The organism is Mesorhizobium sp. A623 (genome assembly GCF_054489405.1).
In genome coordinates, this window is record NZ_JBTMXB010000042.1 from 1 (window position 1) to 20,089 (window position 20,089).

At 62.5% G+C, this 20,089-nt stretch carries 20 protein-coding genes; 7 read left to right on the forward strand and 13 right to left on the reverse strand.

All coding sequences use genetic code 11. The features are described 5' to 3' along the window. Positions 1–535 (forward strand): MarR family winged helix-turn-helix transcriptional regulator (locus ACX3P1_RS24505; protein WP_459082181.1); only part of this gene is annotated, 535 nt, incomplete at its 5' end. Positions 536–623: 88 nt separating this feature from the next. Then, positions 624–1,076 carry a MaoC family dehydratase gene (locus ACX3P1_RS24510; RefSeq protein WP_459082182.1) on the forward strand — a complete coding sequence of 151 codons (453 nt, stop codon included), beginning with the start codon at positions 624–626 and terminating at the stop codon, positions 1,074–1,076. A gap of 383 nt (positions 1,077–1,459) precedes the next feature. Here ACX3P1_RS24510 and ACX3P1_RS24515 read toward each other — a convergent pair whose 3' ends face one another. Continuing rightward, complete coding sequence (locus tag ACX3P1_RS24515) at positions 1,460–1,819, reverse strand: hypothetical protein (RefSeq protein WP_459082183.1); 360 nt, start codon at positions 1,817–1,819, stop codon at positions 1,460–1,462. 107 nt (positions 1,820–1,926) lie between these two features. On the opposite strand from ACX3P1_RS24515, the gene ACX3P1_RS24520 reads away from it, so the two are divergent. After that, complete coding sequence (locus tag ACX3P1_RS24520; protein ID WP_459082184.1) at positions 1,927–2,529, forward strand: TetR/AcrR family transcriptional regulator; 603 nt, start codon at positions 1,927–1,929, stop codon at positions 2,527–2,529. A 322-nt stretch (positions 2,530–2,851) separates the two neighbouring features. On the opposite strand, the gene ACX3P1_RS24525 is transcribed toward ACX3P1_RS24520, so the two are convergent. Next, the gene (locus tag ACX3P1_RS24525) at positions 2,852–3,145 is read right to left on the reverse strand and encodes a DUF1330 domain-containing protein (RefSeq protein ID WP_459082185.1); all 294 of its coding nucleotides are present in this window, start codon (positions 3,143–3,145) and stop codon (positions 2,852–2,854) included. A 53-nt stretch (positions 3,146–3,198) separates the two neighbouring features. Between ACX3P1_RS24525 and ACX3P1_RS24530 the strand changes: the two genes are divergently transcribed. Together ACX3P1_RS24530 and ACX3P1_RS24535 are read left to right on the forward strand one after the other, a co-directional pair. Then, a complete protein-coding gene (locus ACX3P1_RS24530; RefSeq protein ID WP_459082208.1) occupies positions 3,199–4,059 on the forward strand; it encodes an SDR family oxidoreductase in 861 nt (286 codons plus the stop codon). Positions 4,060–4,228: 169 nt separating this feature from the next. Then, positions 4,229–4,402, forward strand: a complete 174-nt coding sequence (locus ACX3P1_RS24535; RefSeq protein ID WP_459082186.1) for a hypothetical protein — start codon at positions 4,229–4,231, stop codon at positions 4,400–4,402. 332 nt (positions 4,403–4,734) lie between these two features. Here the strand turns inward: ACX3P1_RS24535 and ACX3P1_RS24540 are convergent, their stop codons facing one another. Next, positions 4,735–6,981 (reverse strand): relaxase/mobilization nuclease domain-containing protein, encoded by a 2,247-nt coding sequence (locus tag ACX3P1_RS24540; protein ID WP_459082187.1) that lies wholly within the window; start codon positions 6,979–6,981, stop codon positions 4,735–4,737. Then, a complete protein-coding gene (locus ACX3P1_RS24545) occupies positions 6,978–7,385 on the reverse strand; it encodes a MobC domain-containing protein (protein WP_459082188.1) in 408 nt (135 codons plus the stop codon). The genes ACX3P1_RS24540 and ACX3P1_RS24545 overlap by 4 nt, the downstream gene beginning before the upstream one ends. Positions 7,386–7,847: 462 nt before the next feature. Between ACX3P1_RS24545 and ACX3P1_RS24550 the strand changes: the two genes are divergently transcribed. Together ACX3P1_RS24550 and ACX3P1_RS24555 are read left to right on the forward strand one after the other, a co-directional pair. Further along, positions 7,848–8,522: a nucleotide-binding protein gene (locus tag ACX3P1_RS24550; protein ID WP_459082209.1), complete on the forward strand. Its 675-nt coding sequence runs from the start codon at positions 7,848–7,850 to the stop codon at positions 8,520–8,522. After that, the gene (locus tag ACX3P1_RS24555) at positions 8,519–8,929 is read left to right on the forward strand and encodes a hypothetical protein (protein WP_459082189.1); all 411 of its coding nucleotides are present in this window, start codon (positions 8,519–8,521) and stop codon (positions 8,927–8,929) included. The genes ACX3P1_RS24550 and ACX3P1_RS24555 overlap by 4 nt, the downstream gene beginning before the upstream one ends. A gap of 136 nt (positions 8,930–9,065) precedes the next feature. Here ACX3P1_RS24555 and ACX3P1_RS24560 read toward each other — a convergent pair whose 3' ends face one another. From ACX3P1_RS24560 to ACX3P1_RS24600, 9 genes are all read right to left on the reverse strand, one after another. After that, positions 9,066–9,668 carry a hypothetical protein gene (locus tag ACX3P1_RS24560; RefSeq protein ID WP_459082190.1) on the reverse strand — a complete coding sequence of 201 codons (603 nt, stop codon included), beginning with the start codon at positions 9,666–9,668 and terminating at the stop codon, positions 9,066–9,068. Between the two features lie 416 nt (positions 9,669–10,084). Then, positions 10,085–10,348, reverse strand: a complete 264-nt coding sequence (locus ACX3P1_RS24565; RefSeq protein ID WP_459082191.1) for a hypothetical protein — start codon at positions 10,346–10,348, stop codon at positions 10,085–10,087. Positions 10,349–10,413: 65 nt separating this feature from the next. Continuing rightward, complete coding sequence (locus tag ACX3P1_RS24570; protein WP_459082192.1) at positions 10,414–10,737, reverse strand: DUF736 domain-containing protein; 324 nt, start codon at positions 10,735–10,737, stop codon at positions 10,414–10,416. A 745-nt stretch (positions 10,738–11,482) separates the two neighbouring features. Next, a complete protein-coding gene (locus tag ACX3P1_RS24575) occupies positions 11,483–12,016 on the reverse strand; it encodes a hypothetical protein (protein WP_459082193.1) in 534 nt (177 codons plus the stop codon). Between the two features lie 194 nt (positions 12,017–12,210). Beyond that, the gene (locus tag ACX3P1_RS24580) at positions 12,211–12,720 is read right to left on the reverse strand and encodes a GNAT family N-acetyltransferase (RefSeq protein ID WP_459082194.1); all 510 of its coding nucleotides are present in this window, start codon (positions 12,718–12,720) and stop codon (positions 12,211–12,213) included. After that, on the reverse strand, positions 12,721–13,005 hold the full coding sequence (locus ACX3P1_RS24585; RefSeq protein WP_459082195.1) for a type II toxin-antitoxin system TacA family antitoxin: 285 nt from the start codon (positions 13,003–13,005) through the stop codon (positions 12,721–12,723). Positions 13,006–13,190: 185 nt separating this feature from the next. Then, a complete protein-coding gene (locus ACX3P1_RS24590) occupies positions 13,191–14,132 on the reverse strand; it encodes a DUF2493 domain-containing protein (protein WP_459082196.1) in 942 nt (313 codons plus the stop codon). A 247-nt stretch (positions 14,133–14,379) separates the two neighbouring features. Further along, positions 14,380–15,438 (reverse strand): DUF7146 domain-containing protein, encoded by a 1,059-nt coding sequence (locus ACX3P1_RS24595; protein WP_459082197.1) that lies wholly within the window; start codon positions 15,436–15,438, stop codon positions 14,380–14,382. A gap of 12 nt (positions 15,439–15,450) precedes the next feature. After that, positions 15,451–19,965, reverse strand: coding sequence for a strawberry notch-like NTP hydrolase domain-containing protein (locus ACX3P1_RS24600; protein ID WP_459082198.1), 4,515 nt, complete (start codon positions 19,963–19,965; stop codon positions 15,451–15,453). Positions 19,966–20,089: the final 124 nt, after the last annotated feature.

The following is a 20,089-nucleotide window of genomic DNA, read 5'->3' on the forward strand; positions in this document are numbered from 1 at the left end:
CGGCCTTCGCCTGGGTCGTCTTCGGCGGCACGGTATTGGCGGCCGCCGCGTTCTTTCCAGTGTTACGGATCGGAAAGCCGGGGCGATAGCTGTATATGCGACGGCCCTGCGCAAGGCGTCGCGGCGCATGTCGCAGGTCTACGATGTCGCTTTGGAACCCAGCGGCATCAAGACGACCCAGCGCGCGATCCTCGTGTGCGTCCGGCGGGAGGGGCCGCTTACAGTCGGTGCCTTGGCCGACGCGTTGGTTTTGGATCCCGGCGGCCTCGCCCATACACTCAAGCCGCAATTTCGGGATGGCCTCCTGTCGACGTCCGTCGACCCGAAAGACAAGCGCAACCGCCTGATCGCGATCGAGCCCGAAGGACTTGCTCGGATCGAGGCTTCGGATCATCTGTTTGACGAGGCGCAGAAGCGGTTTGAGGACTTCTTCGGGGCTGCCGAAGCCGCGGCGCTGCGGAAAGCACTGAGGATCATCATTTCCGACGATTTCCTGCGCTCGTTCGAGGGACAGGCGAAGCACCGGGCAAGCTAAGCGGCATGTTGGCGGGACGCCAAGCGACGAAGATGCCTCCGGCGCTTGGCGACCAGACACAATGAATCTCTAGGACGGAGCTGATTACATGAGGCCACACGGCACACTCTTTCTCGATGACCTGGCGGTCGGCCAGGAGTTCCAGAGCGACGAGCAACTGGTCGATCAGGAGAGCATAATCGCCTTCGCCCGACAGTATGACCCGCAACCGTTTCACACGGATCCTGACGAAGCCAAGGACTCCTTCTTCCGGGGGTTGGCGGCGAGCGGATGGCATACGATGGCGATGTCCATGAAGCTCATCACCGAGAGTGTCCCTCTAGCGCACGGCATCATAGGAGCAGGCGGCGAGATCGCCTGGCCGACCGCCACTCGGCCAGGCGACATTCTCCACGTTGAAAGTCGTATCATCGAAATCCGACCATCGAAGTCGAAACCCAACCAGGCTGTGGTGACGTTGGAATCGCGAACGTTGAACCGTGGAGACGAAGTCCGGCAGGTACTGACTGCGAAACTTTGGGTGTTTCGCCGCAAAGATTAGCGTCGGCCTGAAAAACGAGGGGTTTCAGCGTCCGCTGGACGGCGCGCGTCATCGTACGCTTCGACGCACCAGCTGGTGCGCGCTCGCTGCATTCAGGCGCGCGTCCCGAAACTCGAAGGCGAACGGCTGCTTTTGGGTGGTAAAGCGGAGTTCTTGAACGGCGAAGATGCGGTCGCAAGTAGACATTCCAAGATCGCAGGCGGTCAAGGGCCCTCGGAAGGGCTCGTCTGGGGTGGGAAGCGGACTGGCGGGTTTCGGGCGGCTATTTGTTACAGCGGGCATCTTGTTCCCGCCATTTGCGCCAATACTCACCAACACGTAACTTCTCTCTCCGCTCCGCCCGAATACCGCGTTGGTCAGTGCAATGGCGGACATTTCCGCCATCAGGAACCATCGCCTGAGACAAGGATGTCCGATACAGTGACGGAGCTACCTGTCCGCGAAAATCCGTACAGAACGCCTGGATGTCCGGGTAGCCCGAATGACGTGCTATCCCCGTCTGCCAGCGACATGACAAGTCGGCCGGGATCGTTCGGCGTTGTATCGTCGACATAGGTGGCGACAACTTCATACCTGCCACCAGCGGTCTCGATGAAGTAGAGCGACATATCAACATCGCGAGATTGCAGCGTGATGCCCGCCATCGGAGCACTGAGCGTGATTGATCCGGCGCTGGCAGCAGTGGACGCAATTGCGGTTGTGACGAGGGCGGCTGACAGGGCGATTGCAGAGAGGGTTTTCATGGTCGGTTCTCCTTGGTAATGTAGACAATGATAACTTTCGTTCGTTGACATAGGTCTCGATGTAGGCGATGTCAACATATGTTTTCACTGACTACATGGAAAAATTGATGCAAGAAACAGAAACCCGCCCCTATCACCACGGTGACCTGAAGCGCACGATCATCGAAACGGCCATGAATATGCTGCCCGAAGAGAAGGGCTGGCAGTTTACGATGAGGGAGGTGGCGCGGCGCGCTGGCGTCAGTCACGCAGCTCCCTACAAACACTTTCCCGACAAGGCGGCGCTGCTCACAGAGATGGCGCTGATGGGCTTCGACCAACTGCGCGAGACGATGTTGAAGGCACGGCCGACACAATCAAAATCCCTGCGTGAGGAGTTTATCGCCGGGGCCCGGGCCTATGTCCACTTTGGAACCCTGAACCCGGCCCTGTACCGCCTCATGCTCAGCGGAGATGCGGTCAACACCGATGACGTGCACCTGAACCAGAGAGCGTTGGCCACCTTTGGGGTTTTGCTCGACCTCCTAGAGAGGGGCCAGGCCGAAGGAGTGGTGCGCCGACGCGACGTGCGCGGCCAGGCAGCCGGCTGCTGGGCGCAACTGCACGGCATCACGATGCTGACCATCGATGGGCTTTTTCGGGCCGAAAAAGTCGGACTGGACCCGCTTGACGCGGCTCTCGTCACGCTACTCGAGGGGATCGAAACCTGAAGTCACGCCAGATGTCGAGGCCAGAGCCATCTGTGGTCAGCCAGATGTGATCTCCAGGACAGCCCCAAATTCAAGTCGGTTACGCTGCGGGGGGACGGCAGGTTCCGGAGCTTAACACAAGGGAACGGAAAGTCCGCAATGAGGTCGCTTCACGCCATTCGGACAGTTCAGTGGGCCGCAAAATTCACGGCCGAAATGCGTGAATTAATGTAGCACAACGTCAGCTTGTACGACCCGCCAGACATTAGAGAGTGCTAAATGTCTGCGATTGGGTGGCAAGCGGAAGGACAGCTTCGGGCAACGAGCGCTGCGATAGCAGCGTTCAGGCGATATCCCCTTTGACGATTACCAGATCCCGCTTCGATGCTTTCAACGCGAATTCTCGCGCCGCGATGTAGGCGGGATCGTCGTAGCAGGCGACCGCCAGTTCATAGGTGGGAAACTCCACGATGATGACCCGCGCGGTGTCGCGCGCTTCCTTCAACAATGGTGGAACCGTCGTCGGGTTGAGGCGCGCCTGGTATTTCTCCGCGATCGGGGCCCAGAGTTTCCCGTATTCGGCCTGTGCCTCCTGGTCGGTGACGGCCGTGCCGAGAATGAGCCAATAACCCTTCATAAATGCCTCCTAGCTGCTACGCTGACCACCAACGCCAAAGTGAGATTCGAATCATGATCCTTATTACAGCCGCGACGGGCCAAGTTGGAAGTGCTGCCTTGAATGCTTTGGCCGGCGGCGGCGCAAAGGTCCGCGCCCTTGTTCGCAACCCGTCCTCGTTTGTGGCACCTGACGGCATTCAGGTGGCGCAAGGCGATTTCGATGACGAAGCATCGATCGCTGATGCCCTCAAGGGCGTTACCGTCATGTTGCTGGCAGGCCGGGATAGCCCGGATTCGGCATCCCAGCATAAGCGGGTATTGGCGCAGGTTCGCCAGTCTGGAGTTCGTCACATCGTCAAGCTCTCGGCCATCGGTGCGTCCTTGTCGTCGCCTGTGGCGCTGATGCGCGAGCATGAGGAGGTTGATGAGGAAGTCCGCAAGGGGTCGGCCACTTGGACTTTTCTCAAGCCGCACCTGTACATGCAGAACCTGCTGCGCGCTGCCGAAGCTGTCCGCACGAAAGGCCTGATTTCTGCACCAATGGGAGTAAACAGCATTCCGCTTGTTGATACCCGCGATGCTGGCGAGGTGGCGGCCATGGTGCTGCGCGATCCTGCGGCCCACGTCGGCAAGGAATACGCGCTGACCGGGCCGGAGGCCGTCAGCTATGACGACGTGGCCGAAGCCCTCACGACCGTTGCGGGTCGTCCGGTGAAGTATGAGGCAGTTGCACCCGAAGAATACGTGAACCGCCTTCGGGCGACGGGAATGCCAGACTGGCGGGCCTTCGACCTCGCCCATATCGCCTCGGCATATAGCGACAATGACAACGCCCCCTCACCAGACATTGCAAAGCTCCTTGGAAGACAGCCGAAGTCGCTATCCGAGTTTCTTGAAGACCATCGGGGATTCTACTCCGCGCATCAGGGTTGAGGCCAGATTCGACCGTCGCGCAAGAATCTGTCGCGTCTGGAGGGGTCATACAGCGCGAAGATTGGGCCGAGTGGGGTCTTAGGTCACGGGAAAACAGGCCCTCCCCTGCCTCTCGTCGGTTGCAAGGCACCAGTCTATTTTCGGCTGAAAGGAATCTGAGGGGCTGAAAATGACCGCAATCATCGAAATCCAGCCGAAGCTTTCGAAGCTAATCCCGCTGCTTGCCTCCGACGAGTCGGGCGAAGTCGTGAGCGCTGCGGCCGTCATCGCCCGCCCGAAGATGGACAGCGGCAGATCGTGCGGTTCGCGCGATATGGGGCGCAAAGCCGATATAGCCCTGTGACAACGAATGGCAGCTTTCAGGAATCGCTCTCTAGCCCCGAATGACCGACATGCGGTCGATAGCAGCCGGAGCGCGGGGACCGACCAACGATGCGCTTAAAGCCGTGCACGAAAGCGCTTTTGGAGTCGTCGCCGACAGCGACGGCGGCCTGGCCGACAGCGAACTTTCGCTGTGCCAGTACCACGCGCCAACGGGTAAGATAGTCGCGGAGGGCGGCCGACGCGCGCAACCTGTCTGTTCCAAGCCGGTTCTGGCCACTCCAGTGCGAGCCAAACCCAAAGCGGAACCAAAGGCGCATCAAGAGAGTCGATCAGCGCCGTCTCGGACAACGTTCAACGCTCGTAGTCATTCTCATTTGAGCGCCGGGTCTTGCGGTCCTGCTCTTCTGATTGTCGCGCCTTCTGCTTGTTGGCGTCCTGCTGTTTGGCTCTCGCTTGCGCCGGTTCCCCGCCGGCGCGCGGCTGTTCTGGCTGGCGGAATTCGTCGCGGTTCGGAATATCCCGCCCGCGTGCCTCGCGCTCGGGGATTGGCTCGCCGGCGCTACCGCCACGACGCTGTTGCTGGCGCTCGTATTGCAGCTGTGCCAGCCGGTCATGCATCTTGTCATTGACCTCTTCACGATACTGTTCGACCTGCGCCTGATGCGCCGGCGGCAGCGTCTCGCGCATGTTGTCGAACGCCTGATTGACGCGGGCCATTTGACGCCGCATTTCCAAGGGGGTCTGCGCCATGTTCAAATCTCCTATCAGTGCATTCAATTCTCTCATACCGGGATGGGACAGGAAAGTTTTTTGGCCCTGCTCGCCGGTTCGACGATCCATGGCAGGGTTTGGGCGCCCCTCCCCTACCCGATCGCGACGAAATTGCAGGAGGTTCTTGCCGATCGACTCGGCCGCCATGAGAGCCTGACCCATCACGCCGACTTCCCGCATGGTCGTCACGGTTTTCTGCCATGCGGCGGCGATCGCATCACCATTTACGACAAGGGCCTGCCCGTCGATCCGGCGCTGCCGTTTCGCCTCCACCCGCTCGATCGTTTTGGCGCTGACCTGATAGCGCGGATCTCTTTGGGACCGGTTGTAGGCGCCGGCATGCTCTTTCGTGAACGGCCGCGTCATCGCGTGGTCCATGCGGCGCGTCGCCACCATGGCAATGCCGTTCTCGCGCGCTTTTTCCGCAAAGGCCTCGCGCCAGGCAACCAGATCAGGCTTGTAGAATTTCAGGCGCTCGCCGTCGGCCGACCGTGCCTGCACCATGGCGTGGGCATGAACGTGCTTGGTATCGGTGTGATGCGCCAAGACGAATTGGTATCCCGGAGCACGCTCTTCGAGGACAGCCCGCGCCGCAGCCATAACAGCGTTGGCATTCGTACCGGCCCTTGCCGAGAACAGCAGATGATAGGCGTTGCGGCGCTCACGACTTGAAAGCTGCGGCCGCCATTGTTCATAGACGGCAGCCGCTGCCTTGGCAGGGTTCTTCGCGCCGCGAACTGGCCCGCCGTTCGCATCGCGGACATCTTTGTAGGTCCGGATGAACTTCTGCAAAAAGTATTTTGCCTTGGGCTCCTGGCCGACAGCCGCCGTCACCTCTGCCTTTGCAGTCACCCCCGCCGCGTCCATGGCTTCGTCCAACCGGGCTTCGATCTTTTCGAGCGCCTTGCTGCGCGAATTCTCCCGGCCACCGGCAAGCACCTTGGCAAGCGGTCCTGCCCGCTCTTCGACATGTGCGTAGGCCTCCACCGTTTCGTCGTTCCGCGAATAGACAAAGGGCTTCGGCCCGAACGCCTTGTTTAGCGCCTCGCCCAGATCAGCGTCGGAGACATCGCCCGACAGCTCGAAACGCACCTCTATAAAATTAGTGTTTTCGAGCGGCGGTTCGAACGTCTCGCAGAACGTCTCCAAAAACGCCTTTCGCGCGGCGCCGGTTGCCAGGACCTGGCCGCCCTCGTCGAAGATGTCGATATCGTGCTTCTCGCCTTTTTCGTCCTCGCGCCTGCCGAGATAATTGATCAGCCGTGCAGCGGCCTCCTTGGTCGATGGCGGATTGGGCATCACCTTGAACACGGCAGGCTGAGCGCCGGCGGCATAGCCGGCCCGCGCTGCCACGGCCCGTGCCTGATAGGCAGTTCGCGCCGCACCAGTTCTCCCATACTGGACATCGCCTCTACCCCCGCGGCCGCCACCGCCCCGCCGCTTCCAATCTTCTTCCTCCTCTACCGGCCGGAAACCGGCGAGGGTGGCGGTGTAGATCATGATCGACGCACTGCCCGCCTTAGACGATAGTTGAGACGCACCTGACATCGATGGCCCGCTGAATATGGCTCCCGCGGCATGGCCTTCGGTATTCCCTCGAGCCGCAAGCGAACCAGCGCCGCCGCCACTTCCCGTTGAGCCGGCCTGCCCTTGCCCTGTGCGCCCGCTGCCGCCGGCACGCTCATAAAGCCTCATTGCCTGGAATTCGCCGGCCTCGCGTCGCGCGCTCGAAATGTGTTCGTCCTCCTCCGGATCCTCACGCACCGTGGAAGGCCCGTGTAGATAGCGCTCGATCTCGGCCGCGTAGCCGGCAAGGCGACGGCTCATGGCTTGGTCCCCCTCGCCTTCCGAGACTCGATGGTCATCGATTTCAGCTCTTCGCGAAACTGCCGCACGAGATCGCCTACTGCGATCAGTGCCCGTTCGAGATCCTCGTCATGACCGGCGCGGCCCTCATTCATGGCGCGCACCGCCTGATTGAAGTTGATGCCGACGCGGCGCAACTGATCGGTCATGTCAACGATTGCCGGCCGCAACGCCTCCGTCGCAACAGGCAGATCGCCGGCCTCGGCTCGCACCAGCCGACGGACGACCTCGCTGACGGTCACGCTCTCACGCTGCGCGATGGCTTTGAGGCTCGCCAACTCGTCAGCCGAAAACCGGATGTGTGCCACCTCACCATAGCCGCGTAGCGCGCTCGTCTCCGGTGCTTTCTCGGCGTCTGTGTCCATCTCTCAAGCCCGCTTGCGGGCGCTAAGGCCCGACAGGGCCGCGCCGCCTATTTTGTGTGTATCACAAAATAGGCTATCCTGCCAATAGGAAGATGAACACAATGCAGGTGAGTTCTCTCGAAACGCTAAATCCTCATTCCATAGCGGCATGATGGGACATGTCGATGTTGCTTTGATGATTTGTCTCCATGTTAACATGGAGACAGCGAGCTCGGTCCTCACGAAGTCATCGCTTTTTTCCTCACCCCATGGGCGTAGCTACCGCGGCGGCTATTTGAGCCAGCAGGGATTCTCGTCGGCGCTCAACTGTTGCCAGACGGATGGTACCATTGTGTGATGCCGCAATGTTCCCATCGTGATATGATGACATGTCTCCATGATGCGTTGATGATTTGTTTCAATGTTAACTTGGAAACAAAGAGACATGGAGACAGCTCAGCTAAGGAGGGGGCCGCCATGATCATGTCTGCCGCAATCCCAAAGGGCGGCACCGGTAAATCGACCATGCTGCGTGCGCTCGCATCCGTCGCGCTGCATCGAGGCTACGCGGTCACCCTGGTCGACGGCGATCGTCGTCAGAACATGAGCCGCTGGTTCCAGATGCTGGGTGACGCCGGCAATCGCCCTGACAGCCTCAAGGTAGTTAGCGCCACGACGCCGCAGGAACTTCTTGATGCCGCTGCCCAGCACAATGGCGAGCGATCCGTCGTCCTGATCGACACTGAAGGCACCACCAACGACAATTTGATGGCCGGGCTGTTCGCGGCCGATATCGTCGTCGTACCGATTTACTTCGCGCTCGATGACGTGACCGCTGCAATCCAGATTACCGACCACTACATTCCTCTGGCAGTCGAAAGCCGGGGCCGACCGTTGCCCGCAGTGTTCGTGCTGACCAAACAGACCATCATAGATGGCAGGGCGCGCGCCTTGAGCGAGCTGCGCACAATCATCCAGGCCAACGGCACACCTATCGCTGAGCATGTCCTGAATAACCGCGTTGCCTATCGCGATCTTCAGACTGGACGGACGCTCTACAGTCCTGCCGAACCTGACACGAAAGCCATTGCCGAAAGCGAAGGGGTCTTCGACGACGTCCTCCAAGCTTTCATTGAAGCCACGAGGAATGCCGCATGAGCGACGGAACCACACCCAAATCGGACGATGCCAAGAAAGCCCGCATGATGAAGGCAATCTCGACACAACCGCCGGCGCTGCCGAGCATGTTCATTCCGCCGAGGGCCGATACGGCGCAAGCGAAGATGGAACCAGCGGTGACGCAGTCCGACGAACCGTCGAAGCCGACCTCGGCGGCTGCGCCCGATTTTCGCAAGCTGCTGCGACAGGGTCAGAAGAAGGACCCGATCGCCGGCAGGAAGATTCGCGAGGAGGAGATGGTGCGCTGCGGCTATTACCTGACGGCTGTGGAGCAGCGTCAGTTCAAGTTGCTGGCGATCAGTAATGGCCACAGCATGACGGAATTGCTGCGAAAGGCGGTCCAGGATTACATCGGCACGCACAAGCACAAGCTCCCGAAAGAATGAGCGGAGAGGAAACATTGGCCCGCTCAGTGAATAGAACCGTCACGGACTGAACGTCGGATGTTGATCCGGTGCGGTAGAAGCGGGGCTGACAAAAAAAAGAGGTGGAGGCGACTTTCGTCGCCTCGACCTCCAGCTGTCATGCGCGGCTGTCGTTCATTGCGAAGAAGGTATCGGGGTCATTGCCCGTGCTTTCCCACCAAGCGGCCTCCGCTTCGGCTTCGCTGTAATAGACCTGATCGACGCTGAACCTGACGCCAGAGGTTTCCTCGATCTCGGCGATCATTTCGGCGAGACCGCAGAGCGTATTGGCCGGGACCGGCACGACGATCGGTACCTCGCCGTCACGGTGATCCCAGCATCCGGTGCGGAAGTTGAAATATTCCTGGGTGAGGTCGTCTACCAGATAGTCGTCCAGTAGTGCGACGGTCTCAATCAGCCAGGTTTCGTAATATGCGGTCCGGTAGTGATGCAGATCGAAGAAGGCGTCCTCTTCGTCTGATGTGCGGCGCGCTGCGAGAAGCGCCCGCTCGGCGTCGAGGATCTTGCGTTGGCCTTCCACCATTTCGGCGAGGCTAGACGCAAGCTTGTCGTGGACGCTACGCGCGAGATCGCTGTCGCAGCCCAAACGGTTTGCGAGAACCTGGATGCGAAGCCCCGAAAGCTGCGCGACAAGCATGAGATTGTTGTGTGCCACGTCATAATCTCCTTCATCTTGATGACGGAGACCGGCGACGGGCAAGTCGAGCATCGGGTCAAGGATCGCGAAGCGACCGCCGAAGGCGGCAAGCGGAGGAGCCGATTTTCTGATGCCTCCCGTCAGGGTGGCGGCTGAAAATTGGAGGGGCCGCGCAGTCCTTGAGGCGATGGGAGGGGCCAGTAGACTGGGACGTCAGAGAGATAGACCCGCGTCCCCGCCAGGGGACGCGACCATATCCGGCGACCAGCCGGCAGGGAGCGCGAGGGGCAACCCCTCGTTGGCGCCAGGGGCCGGTCGATCCGGTCCTTGGCGCATCACTCGAGGGATCGTCATTGAAGACGGCGGACTCTCGTAGAGCGCGCGAGGTTTGATGACATTCGAGGGTGGCGATCAGAACCGGGAAAAAAAAGAGGCCCGCGCCGGATCGTCGTCCGGCGCGGGCCTCTTGGTCGAAGCAACTACTCCGACTGAAGATGTCGCAGCAACGTGACGCCGGCAGGCAGCGGCATGAAGTCGTAGCCTTCGGCGAGCGCGGCGCGGTGGAGGTCGTCGAGCGCCTCGAACTCGTGATCGTAAGTGCCGAGCCAGAGCGCAGGGTCGTCGGTCACTTCGTGGGGGAACACCTGCACGAAGAAAGTTTGGAGCGGCGGGTCGTAGCCGATGATGGCTTCCGGGTCCGCGCGGTAGCCGCGACCGGTGACGATGATGGTGTAACGGCTCATGGAAGCCTCCTGATCGTGTGGAACAAGCAGAGAGCCGACCCCTCGCGGGGCCGGCTCGCTGCGGTTCACTGCGGGTTGTTCCACAGGATCACCTTCTTGTTTTCCTCGCCGCCGGGGGCGGGTGCGAGGTTGCCGAAGATCACGCCGATTTCGGGGGCCTCGATCTTGACCGAGAGGTATTCCTCGCCCGAACGCTGGGAGATGCGGTTCCAGCCGGCTCCGATCTCGAAGCCCGTGCGCTTGTTGACGATGCGGTAGTCGGGGGCATCCTCGTGGGACTTGTTGTTGTTCGGGATGAGGGTGATCGGGGCGTTGACCCGCAGCGTGGCGAACACGCCTTCCATCGAGCCGTCGGCCTTGGCGGTGAGGTTTGCGATCGTGGTGGCCATAGTACTTCTCCTTCGGTTGCATCGGGACCATTCCCGATGGCGCCGCTGGAGAGGGCCGTCCTGCTGTAGTCACTCGGCACAAATTCTGGAAAATTCTATTTGCCGAAGCAGCGGGCGCACTTTCCCGGGACCCGCTTGCGGGAAGGAAAGTGCCTGGCCCGCAAACAAAAGACCGAAATCGAATTTTCCTAAATTTTTGTCGAGCGTACCCCCAACGGGGGTTGACCGCAAAAGCAGGCGGTCCACTACAAAGGCGACATAACCACGGGATTGGTCCGGATGTGAGCGCAGGCGACGAACACCAGGCCACCATCGCAGATCCGCCGCGCCGGGCGCGGCGGCAGCGGTCAAGCGTTTGCCCCGCCTGCGGATCTGCCTCTCCAACGCCCTTCCGAACCCGACCGGCAAGCGCGGAGGTCCGCTGCCGCACGCGTCTCCATCATCATGCGCCCGGATTCGCAGTCGCGTCCAGCAGGTCCCGATCGGTTTCCCGCAACAGCGAGTGTCTCTGTCAAGCGCGGCAACCGGGAACGCGCTGCCTGGTCCGCAACCGCCCTGCTTTTGGCGCGACACACGGCAGAATGTTCCTGAGAATTGCCGGGGGCCGCGATGGCTGGTTTCGCAAGGGGTTGGCTTCGAATGAACCAGGGAACGATCGTCGGTGTGGGCATAAGCGACCGGGTCGGCCTCCGGCCGGGTCAAGGCGGACGGCTTACGCCGCCCGGGCCCAGTGAGCCCGTGGAGATTAGGCCGGAAGCGCCAGCCGCTCGTCCGCCGTCATGCGGGCTTCCACCTGCCGACGCACGTCAGGGCCGGCATGGTGTAGCAGGGCGCGCCAATCTGCGGTGTTGTGGACGGTCGTTACCCTGCCGCGCATCGTATCGTAGATCACGCACGGGCTGGCGATCAGGCTAAGGCGCAACACATTGAGGCATGTACCCGGCGATACGCCGTCCCAGACCATCAGACCGAAGTCGGCGCGGCGGGCCATTTCCCGGTCCTTCCCCGCGTGGACGGCAAAGCCCTGTGCGCCGTCCGGAGGTGGAATGTGATAGGCGGCCCAGTCACCGAGATTGTTGCGTGGTTCGGTTCCCGCATGGAAGACGCCGACATGCTCGTAATTGTAACCCGCGAGCAGGCCTTGCATCTCGGCATCGGCTCCCGGCGCATCGCCGATCAGGACGCCGTGTTCGGCCGCTACGATCGCGCCGACCCGTTCGATCGCGGGGACTGGCAGTTCGAAGATGTCGCGTGAACCGCCCAGGAATATCATCGCCATGGTCGCTTTCCTTTCTCGAAAATGCCCCCGCCCCGCTCCGGCCCCGCTCTCCCTCTTCCGCGCGAGGGATCGTCACCGAAGGCCGAGACGGCAAAGCCGGCTCGGGGAGCGGCGGAGCGCCGCGACTAGAGCCCGGCCGGCCAAAGGCCGGCGCGCCCTGATCCTGCCGATACGAGAGGCGTTACGTGCCGAAGCTAGTGACTTTTATCGGCCAGCCAGAGGCTCACGTCCTGGATCGAGCGCATGAGGACGGACGGGTTGTCCCGCGCGGGAATGAAGCCCCAGCTCTGCCAGTAGCGCTCAGCCTCGCCATCGATCGCCCGCACTACTACTGCGCGGCCGCCGACAATGTCGGCGCCGGCAATGCAACGACGCAGCGCGTCTTTGACCAGGCCGCTGCCGATGCCCTGCCCGGCATAGCGGTGGTCGACGGCGAGCTGTCCGATCAGCAAGCAGGGGATCGGGTCAGGCGGTCGTCCGGTGCGAATGGCGCGCGGTGCGCTGTTCGGCTGGATCACGCCCGGTGCGAGGCCGTAATAGCCGACGACTGTTCCCTCGTCATGAACGACCAGGACGCGGGTGAAGCCGCGGGCCTGGTTCGTTCGCGCGAAGCCGGCCAGCCATGCGTTGAGCGCCGGCTTGCCGCAATCGAAGGTGTCGAGGCGGTGCCTGTCGTCGAGAAGTTCGATGCCGGAAAGCGCCACCTAGCGGTCCCAGGGCGCGGACCGGCGAAGCCGCTCGGCCGCCTTCGGCGGGGGTGGGGCCGCGGGGGCGGAGATCGCCTGCATGAAGGCGTTATAGGCTTGCGGGGACACGCGGATGACGGTCTCGTTGAGGATTGCGGCCTGCGCCTCGTGAAGTGCTGCGCGGCGCATGAACTCGGTGCGCGACAGGCCAAGCAACTCCGCGCCGCGGTCGATGATGGTGAGATCATCGTTGCGGAACCGCATCGAGACGGGTGTTTCCTTCCTCGTGACTGTGGTCGCCATGGTGTGCTTCCTGTGCTGCGGAAGTATATACGCGAGTGTAACGCGGATCGCAATACGTCGTTGCGCGGCGGCGCGCTCCACCGCGTCGATACGATCTGTGGCGGCAGGCTTCTGGTGCGCTTCGTGCGGGTCGAACCCAACCGCGCGCGGTCGAGTTCGATGGTGCGGATGAGAGAAACCGGTGCTCACGCGCCGGCCTCCGTGAACCGCCAGACGGGGATGCCGAGACGGCGTGCCTTGTCGACCAAATTCTCGGTGATGCCGGAGCCCGGGAAAACGATCAGCCCGTAGGGCACCACGGCGAGGAGTTGGTCGTTGCGGCGGAAGGGCGCGGCCTTGGCGTGGCGGTTCCAGTCCGGCTTGAAGGCGATCTGCGTGACCTTGCGGCTCTCGGCCCAGCAGGCAGCGATCCGTTCGGCACCGCGCGGGCTGCCGCCATGCAGCAGTACCATGTCGGGATGCTTCTCACGGGCCTTGTCGAGCGCGTCCCATATCCGGTCATGTTCGTCGCAGTCGAGGCCGCCTGCGAACGCGATCTTGGTGCCGGCGGGGACCAACACCTCGGTTTCGGCCCGGCGGCGCGCGGCGAGGAAGTCTCGGCTGTCTATCACCGCCGCTGTCATCGACTGATGCGAGACCTTGGAGCCGGTGCGCGGCCGCCATGCCGACCCCGTTTCGGCCTCGTAGAGGTCCGCGGCCTCGTCGCGCATGATTTCGAGGACATTGCGGCGTTCGATATAGGTGATGCCTTCGGACGTGAGCCGTTCCAGCTCGACGGACTTTACCTCCGAGCCGTCCTGCTCGTGCTGGCTGGAGCGTTGCGCTTGCTCGTTGCGGTCGAGGGTGCGGGCGACGCGCTCGGCGGCGCGATGGAAGACGTTCGCAAAGCTCCAGAGCAGGTCGTCGAGGTCGGGTTCGAGCCTGGTCTCGCCGAGCATGCCAGCGAAGGTCTCGACGATCCCGGCGAGGCCGGCCCGGATTACCTCGTCGTCGGGCAGCAGGCGAGGATCGGGCTCGTCCTGATGCGGGCGGTGGCCGTACATCTGCAGTTCGAGGATGACTCGGTCAGTCGGCGAGGAGGCGTGGTAGGGCTCATAGCCGTCGTCAAGTGGAAGCTCATAGGTCATGGCGGGTCTCCGTCGGTTACGGCCGCGCCCATCGCGGCCTGACAGCGAAACCCGGCCGCGCCCCGGGCGCGGCTGCACCGAAGGCCGGAGCGAAGCGGAGGACGGCGCAGCCGTTGCGGCCGTGACCGGGGCGTGGCAGGGGTCGCCTCTCGGCAGGCCGCGGGCGCGGCCTCTCCGGACGGCCGCCGCCATATACCCAGCGAGGATTCTGGTGACGCCGCCCCTGCCACCTGCCGGCGCGAGGCGGTCATCTGGACTGCAGGAGGAGACGGGCATCTTCCGGGACGAGCTGGTCGGTGAGCCATGCCGCGAGAGGGGTCGGGCCTAGATGGCGCAGATCGTCGTTGAAGTCGCCGAGCTGCGGGCGCAACGCCAGCGCGAGAATTCCGGCCTCGCCTGCGCGACGGCTGAGCCGCTCGATACCGTGCCGTCCGGCAGCGTCCGCATCGGCTGCGATGTAGAGGCGACGGCAGCCGCGTGGAAAGATCAGGCCGGCGAGGTGATTGGCCGAGGTGGCGGCGGCCACCGGCAGCTCCGGCATCACCATCTTAAGCGAAGCCATGGTCTCGAAGCCTTCGCCGGCGGCCATGACCGAGACAGGTGCACTGGGGTCAAGGCCAAGCCAGATGCCGTTGCCGAGAAGATGACCGAGCGAGCGGCGGGGATCGACGAGTTGCGCCTTGCCGACCTTGCCGCTCGGGTCCAGCCCAGAGGACAGGTAGGTGCGTTGCAGGCCGGTGATGCGTCCATCGAGGTCGGTGATGGCCGCGATCAACGCCGGCAGGGTCAGCGTCTCGCCCGTAACGAGATCGCGATAATAGCAACCGGGATGGAAGCGAAGGGTCCGCTCGCGTGCGGGCAGCAGTATGCCGCGGCCGGCTAGGTAGCGTTCAGCGAGTGTGCCTGCGATCGGCTGTGACATCGCAAAAAGGCTACGCGCGGCATCGGGAGAACCGCGTGCCGAGGTGGGCTGGCGCTGCGTGATTAAGGTAGGCGCCTGTGGTTGCGGCATGGCGAGGAAACGACGCGCTTCGTCCGCGACATCACGAAAATCGACAAGGCCGCAGCTCTCTCGGATGACATCGAGCAGATCGCCAAATTCAGCCGTGGCTTCATCCACCCACTTGCCGGCCGGGCCCTTGGCATTGGACGTCAGCCGGACATGCATGGAGCGGCCGCGCGTGTTGCGGACATCGCCGACCATCCAGTGATTGCCCGAACGATTCCCCTTTGACAGATATTCGCGGCACACCGCCTCGGCTTGATCGCCAAGGCGGCGCGCCAGTTCGGAGGCCGAACCGGTCATGATCGCCTCCGTTCAAGCCGCTGCGGTCCGGTCGGTGACACGAACCAGCGTGTGACGATCGAGGAGCGACGCGAGAACGGCCGAACCTTGCGCTCCCATCGGGATAAACAGCCTGAGCTTCCAGGAGATGATTTCGGAGATGAGGCCGAGAGCCTTCAACCGCGGGACCATCGCTTCTGTGAAACCGATCAGCTCGACGCGGTTGTCGTTCATGACGCGGCAGCGTCGCAATGTCAGGCCATCGCCGAGTTGCAGACCGATCCGTCCCTCCACGAGACTGGACCAGGCTTCGTCCGGAGCGAGCGATGACACATGGTCGAGCCCCAGGTTGCGATACATGGTGGCGAGCAGCGTCGGCTCGATGTGGCGGCCGATGACGCGCTCACCATTGTCGGTCTGGAGCCGGTAAACGCGGCAGTCGTCGTCGGGAAGCCGTCGCCAGATCGGCAGCAACAGCCCGGTAACGATGTGGAACGTACTGGTCGTGAACTCCGGCACGGAAGCAACTTCCGCCTCCCACAGTTCGGTGAAGACTTTTCTGTCGGCCGGCTGCCAGTGCGTCTCGGCTAGCGCAGCGAGACCGAAGCGCATTTCGTCGGTCGGTCGCAGCAGCCGCACCCTGTCCTCTATTGTCCCGTCATCGAGCATGATACTGGCCGTCGGAAGTTGCAGCGCCGCGCGGTTCGAGCGGGCATTGATCAGAAAGACCGCTTTGCGATCGGTTTGCGCAGTTGCAAGCACTTCGACAAGGTTCCGAATCCGCGTTCGATCGCGACGCGCGATCGTCAGCACATGCGACTCGGCGCCGGAGATCGGATGGGTATAGATGGTACGACGAGCGGTCACGATGATGCTTTGGGCCGTGATCGTCTCCAGGCCGCGATCGTAGCTGCCTGAGGCGATGGCTCCCTCGATCTTTGCCGCCACGAGCTTCTCGAACACTTCGAAAAGCAGGTTCTGGGTTTCGATGCGAAGAGCCAGCAGCCGGTTGAGCAAGGTTGTGATCGGAGGCAGTTCATCGCGCAGGCCGCCATCGTCGGTGGTCAGCGACAATCCGGTGACGGTCTCGAACGTCGTCAGCGAGCAACCTTCGATCCTGCCTTGATGGAGAAGGTAATAAAACTGCCGGAGTGCCGCCCGTGCATAGGGGCTTTCGAGGTTATCCTCGCTTCTGAACAGCCCTGCCCCACCCGTCTGGCGCTGGCCTCTGGTGATGGCGCCCATCGTGTCGAGCCTCCGCGCGATGGTAGACAGGAAGCGTTTTCCTGCCTTGACGTTGGCGGCTATTGGCCGAAACAGCGGAGGTTGTTTCTGATTTGTGCGATGCGTCCGGCCAAGCCCTTGGATCGCGGTATCGGCCCGCCAACCGGCTTCCAGCAGATAATGGACGCGCAGGCGCTGGTTTTTCGCCCCAAGATCGGCATGATACGATCGGCCGGTACCGCCGGCATCGGAGAAGATCAGCACCCGCTTATCATCGTCCATGAAGCCTTGAGTCTCAGCGAGGTTCGCCGATGTCGGCCGGTTCTCGACTGCCAGCCGGTCGATGCCATCACGACCGGTCTTTTTAACAATGCGGCGCGAGCGGCCGGTGATCTCTGCCACCGTATCAGTGCCAAAGTGATGGAGGATCTGATCGAGGGCTGCCCGGACCGGCGGCAGCGACGCGAGCTTCTCGATCAACTCATCACGCCGGCGGAGCGCCTCACGGCACTGCACTGGATTGCCGTCCTCATCTTGGACCGGCCGGGAATGGATGTTGCCCTCGGCGTCCGAATATTCCTCGAACAGCTGCGTCGGGAAGGAATGCATCAAATACCCTCCGATGTACTCGCGGGGCGTCACATCGACATGCAGATCCGACCATTCCTCGGTCGGAATGTCGGCCAGCCGGCGCTCCATTAGCGCTTCCCCGGTCGAAACGACCTGCACGACCGCCGCATGGCCTTCGGCAAGATCACGTTCGATCGCGCCGATCAGAGTCGGCGTCATCATCGAGGTGATGAGATGATTGAAGAAGCGCTGCTTGGTGCTCTCGAAAGCCGAGCGCGCCGCCGATTTGGCGTTGCGGTTCAACGTGGCGGCATTGCTGGTGATGTTGGCCGCCTCGAGCGCGGCGTTCAGATTGTTATGAATGACCTGGAAGGCATCCGCATAGGCATTGTAGATGCGGATCTGCTCCGGGGTCAGTTCATGCTGGAGGAGATCGTATTCGACACCGTCATAGGAGAGCAACCGAGCAGCATAGAGGCCGAGCGCCTTGAGATCGCGGGCAAGCACCTCCATCGCGGCGACGCCGCCAGCCTCGATTGCCGAAACAAACTCCGCCCGGTTGGCGAAGGGAAAATCGTCGCTGCCCCAGATGCCTAGCCGCTGCGCGTAGGCAAGGTTTTCAACTGCCGTAGCACCTGTCGCCGAGACATAGACGATGCGGGCGTCGGGCAGCGCATGCTGCAGGCGCAGGCCAGCCCTGCCCTGCTGCGACGGGGCGACGTCCCCGCGCTCGCTTTTACCGCCGGCGGCATTTGCCATCGCATGCGCCTCGTCGAAGATGATGACACCGTCGAAAAGTTTCTTGTTCCCTGTCGCGGCTTCGCCGCTCCCCGCCGAATTTTCTTTTGTCCCAGCCGGGCCTTGGGCCCTCCTCGCCTCTTGACCAACCCAGTCAATGATCTGGGCAATGCGCGATTTCTTGCCCTCGCGTTCCTGCGAACGCAGGGTCGCATAGGTGGTGAACAGGATGCCTTCGGCAAGGCAGATCGGCGCGCCCTGCCGATAACGCGATAGAGGCTGAACAAGCAGCTTTTCCTGGCCGAGTGCCGACCAATCGCGCTGGGCGTCTTCCAGCAGCTTGTCCGACTTGGATATCCAGATCGCGCGTCGCCTACCCTGCAGCCAGTTGTCGAGGATGATGCCGGCGACCTGTCGGCCCTTACCGCAGCCGGTGCCGTCACCAAGGAACCAGCCTCGGCGGAAGCGTACGGCGTTTTCCGCACCTTCGGGGGCAGCCGAGACGACGTCGCAGGTCTCATTGACGGTCCAGGCGCCAGCGAGATGACCAGAATGCGCCTCGCCGGCCTGGATAACGCTTTCGAGCTGGGCATCGGAGAGCAGGCCGTCCTCGATGATCGCGGCGGGCAGCAATGGATGGTAGGTCGGAACCGGTGGCGGCACCGCCGTCATCGCCGCCGACTGCACCAGTGGCGTCGGATGCGGCGCAGCACCAGGGATACGGATCGACTGAAGCGTATAGGGCTCGTAGATCGCATCGGTGAATCTGCTTCGGTCCTGTGGCTCGGCGATGCGCGGCTCATAGTCCAGGCGGCAGATGTTTTCTTCGACCTTTGGCCTTACCCGCGCGGGCGTGGGTCGTCGCACGGATTTCATGGCCGAAGCACTGACGCGCCGTCTGCTCACGCCATTGCTGGCAGCCGTCTTCGCGGCGACGGTGGCGAGGATGCCGTTGGCCAGGGATCCGATTGCGTCCGGGAAGCCACCCGGTGTGCGTGGCGGCAGGTTTTCGATCCAGGCGAGTAGTGTTTCAACGTTAGGGGCCAGGCCGGGCGAGGCAACGAAGTGCGAGGGATCGGCGGCCGGTACCTTGTCGATAACGGTGAGCCGGGTTTCTGCCGTGGTGCCGTGACGGGCATAGACGCGCCCGTCGACAGCCGCCGTAAATGCGACACGGCCAGCTTGCTGGAGCCGCTCGAACGACGCGCGCCACTTGGGATTTTCGGGCGTGAGGCCAGAGCCGGTGATAGCGACAAGGCGGCCGCCCGGCCGCAGACGCGCAAACGCTGAGGAAAGATGACGCCATGCCGCGTCGGTCACATGACCCTCGACATGGGCGCCGACCGAGAAAGGCGGGTTCATCAGAACGACGGAGGGATCGATGCCTGTAGGCAGGAAGTCGTCGATATGCGCGGCATCGTGGCGTGTCGACGGATATCCGGGAAATAGCTGCTTCAGAAGATCCGTGCGAATTTCCGAGAACTCGTTGAGGACAAGACGGGCGCCAGCGATCGACGCGAAGACGGCAAGCAGGCCGGTGCCGGCGGATGGTTCGAGAACAAGATCTGAGGTAGTGATGGCAGCGGCGCGGGCGGCGACGAAGCCGAGCGGGATCGGCGTGGAGAACTGTTGCAGCGCCTCGCTCTCCTGCGACCGGCGGGTATGGGTCGGCGCCAGGTCGGCGATCTTCGTCAGCATTGCCAAGGCGGCGCGCAAGGAAGCCGGGCGCGACACGATCGCCGGCCCGAATTTTTGCAGGAACAGGACGTGCGCGGTCTCGACCGCCTCATAAGCGTCCTTCCAGACCCAGAAGCCTTGAGCATCCGTGCCACCGAAGGACGCCGTCATGGCGGCACCAAGTTGTTTCGTGGTGATCGCCTGACCATTTTCAAGCACTGGGAGCAGGCGGCCTGCAGCCCGGAAAATCGCATCGGCGTGGTCGATGTGACCAGCCGAGGACGAGCGAAGGGAAACGGCCACCTCGTGGGTGGCCGAGCGAGTCGCGACAATGTTCATGAGAAGGTTCCATCGAGAGCCGGAGATGATGCGGCCGCCGCCGCGCTCTCTCCACGCCGGTTGGCCCGTCTCTTCCCGGCCCCGCTCTCCCTCCCTGCTCCCCAAACGGGTTGCGTTATCAGGA

Coding starts and splice junctions, on each gene's coding strand:
- ACX3P1_RS24510 (WP_459082182.1), top strand. CDS start 624: ATGAGGCCACACGGCACACTCTTTCTCGATGACCTGGCGGTCGGCCAG.
- ACX3P1_RS24515 (WP_459082183.1), bottom strand. CDS start 1,819: ATGAAAACCCTCTCTGCAATCGCCCTGTCAGCCGCCCTCGTCACAACC.
- ACX3P1_RS24520 (WP_459082184.1), top strand. CDS start 1,927: ATGCAAGAAACAGAAACCCGCCCCTATCACCACGGTGACCTGAAGCGC.
- ACX3P1_RS24525 (WP_459082185.1), bottom strand. CDS start 3,145: ATGAAGGGTTATTGGCTCATTCTCGGCACGGCCGTCACCGACCAGGAG.
- ACX3P1_RS24530 (WP_459082208.1), top strand. CDS start 3,199: ATGATCCTTATTACAGCCGCGACGGGCCAAGTTGGAAGTGCTGCCTTG.
- ACX3P1_RS24535 (WP_459082186.1), top strand. CDS start 4,229: ATGACCGCAATCATCGAAATCCAGCCGAAGCTTTCGAAGCTAATCCCG.
- ACX3P1_RS24540 (WP_459082187.1), bottom strand. CDS start 6,981: ATGAGCCGTCGCCTTGCCGGCTACGCGGCCGAGATCGAGCGCTATCTA.
- ACX3P1_RS24545 (WP_459082188.1), bottom strand. CDS start 7,385: ATGGACACAGACGCCGAGAAAGCACCGGAGACGAGCGCGCTACGCGGC.
- ACX3P1_RS24550 (WP_459082209.1), top strand. CDS start 7,848: ATGTCTGCCGCAATCCCAAAGGGCGGCACCGGTAAATCGACCATGCTG.
- ACX3P1_RS24555 (WP_459082189.1), top strand. CDS start 8,519: ATGAGCGACGGAACCACACCCAAATCGGACGATGCCAAGAAAGCCCGC.
- ACX3P1_RS24565 (WP_459082191.1), bottom strand. CDS start 10,348: ATGAGCCGTTACACCATCATCGTCACCGGTCGCGGCTACCGCGCGGAC.
- ACX3P1_RS24570 (WP_459082192.1), bottom strand. CDS start 10,737: ATGGCCACCACGATCGCAAACCTCACCGCCAAGGCCGACGGCTCGATG.
- ACX3P1_RS24575 (WP_459082193.1), bottom strand. CDS start 12,016: ATGGCGATGATATTCCTGGGCGGTTCACGCGACATCTTCGAACTGCCA.
- ACX3P1_RS24585 (WP_459082195.1), bottom strand. CDS start 13,005: ATGGCGACCACAGTCACGAGGAAGGAAACACCCGTCTCGATGCGGTTC.
- ACX3P1_RS24590 (WP_459082196.1), bottom strand. CDS start 14,132: ATGACCTATGAGCTTCCACTTGACGACGGCTATGAGCCCTACCACGCC.
- ACX3P1_RS24595 (WP_459082197.1), bottom strand. CDS start 15,438: ATGACCGGTTCGGCCTCCGAACTGGCGCGCCGCCTTGGCGATCAAGCC.
- ACX3P1_RS24600 (WP_459082198.1), bottom strand. CDS start 19,965: ATGAACATTGTCGCGACTCGCTCGGCCACCCACGAGGTGGCCGTTTCC.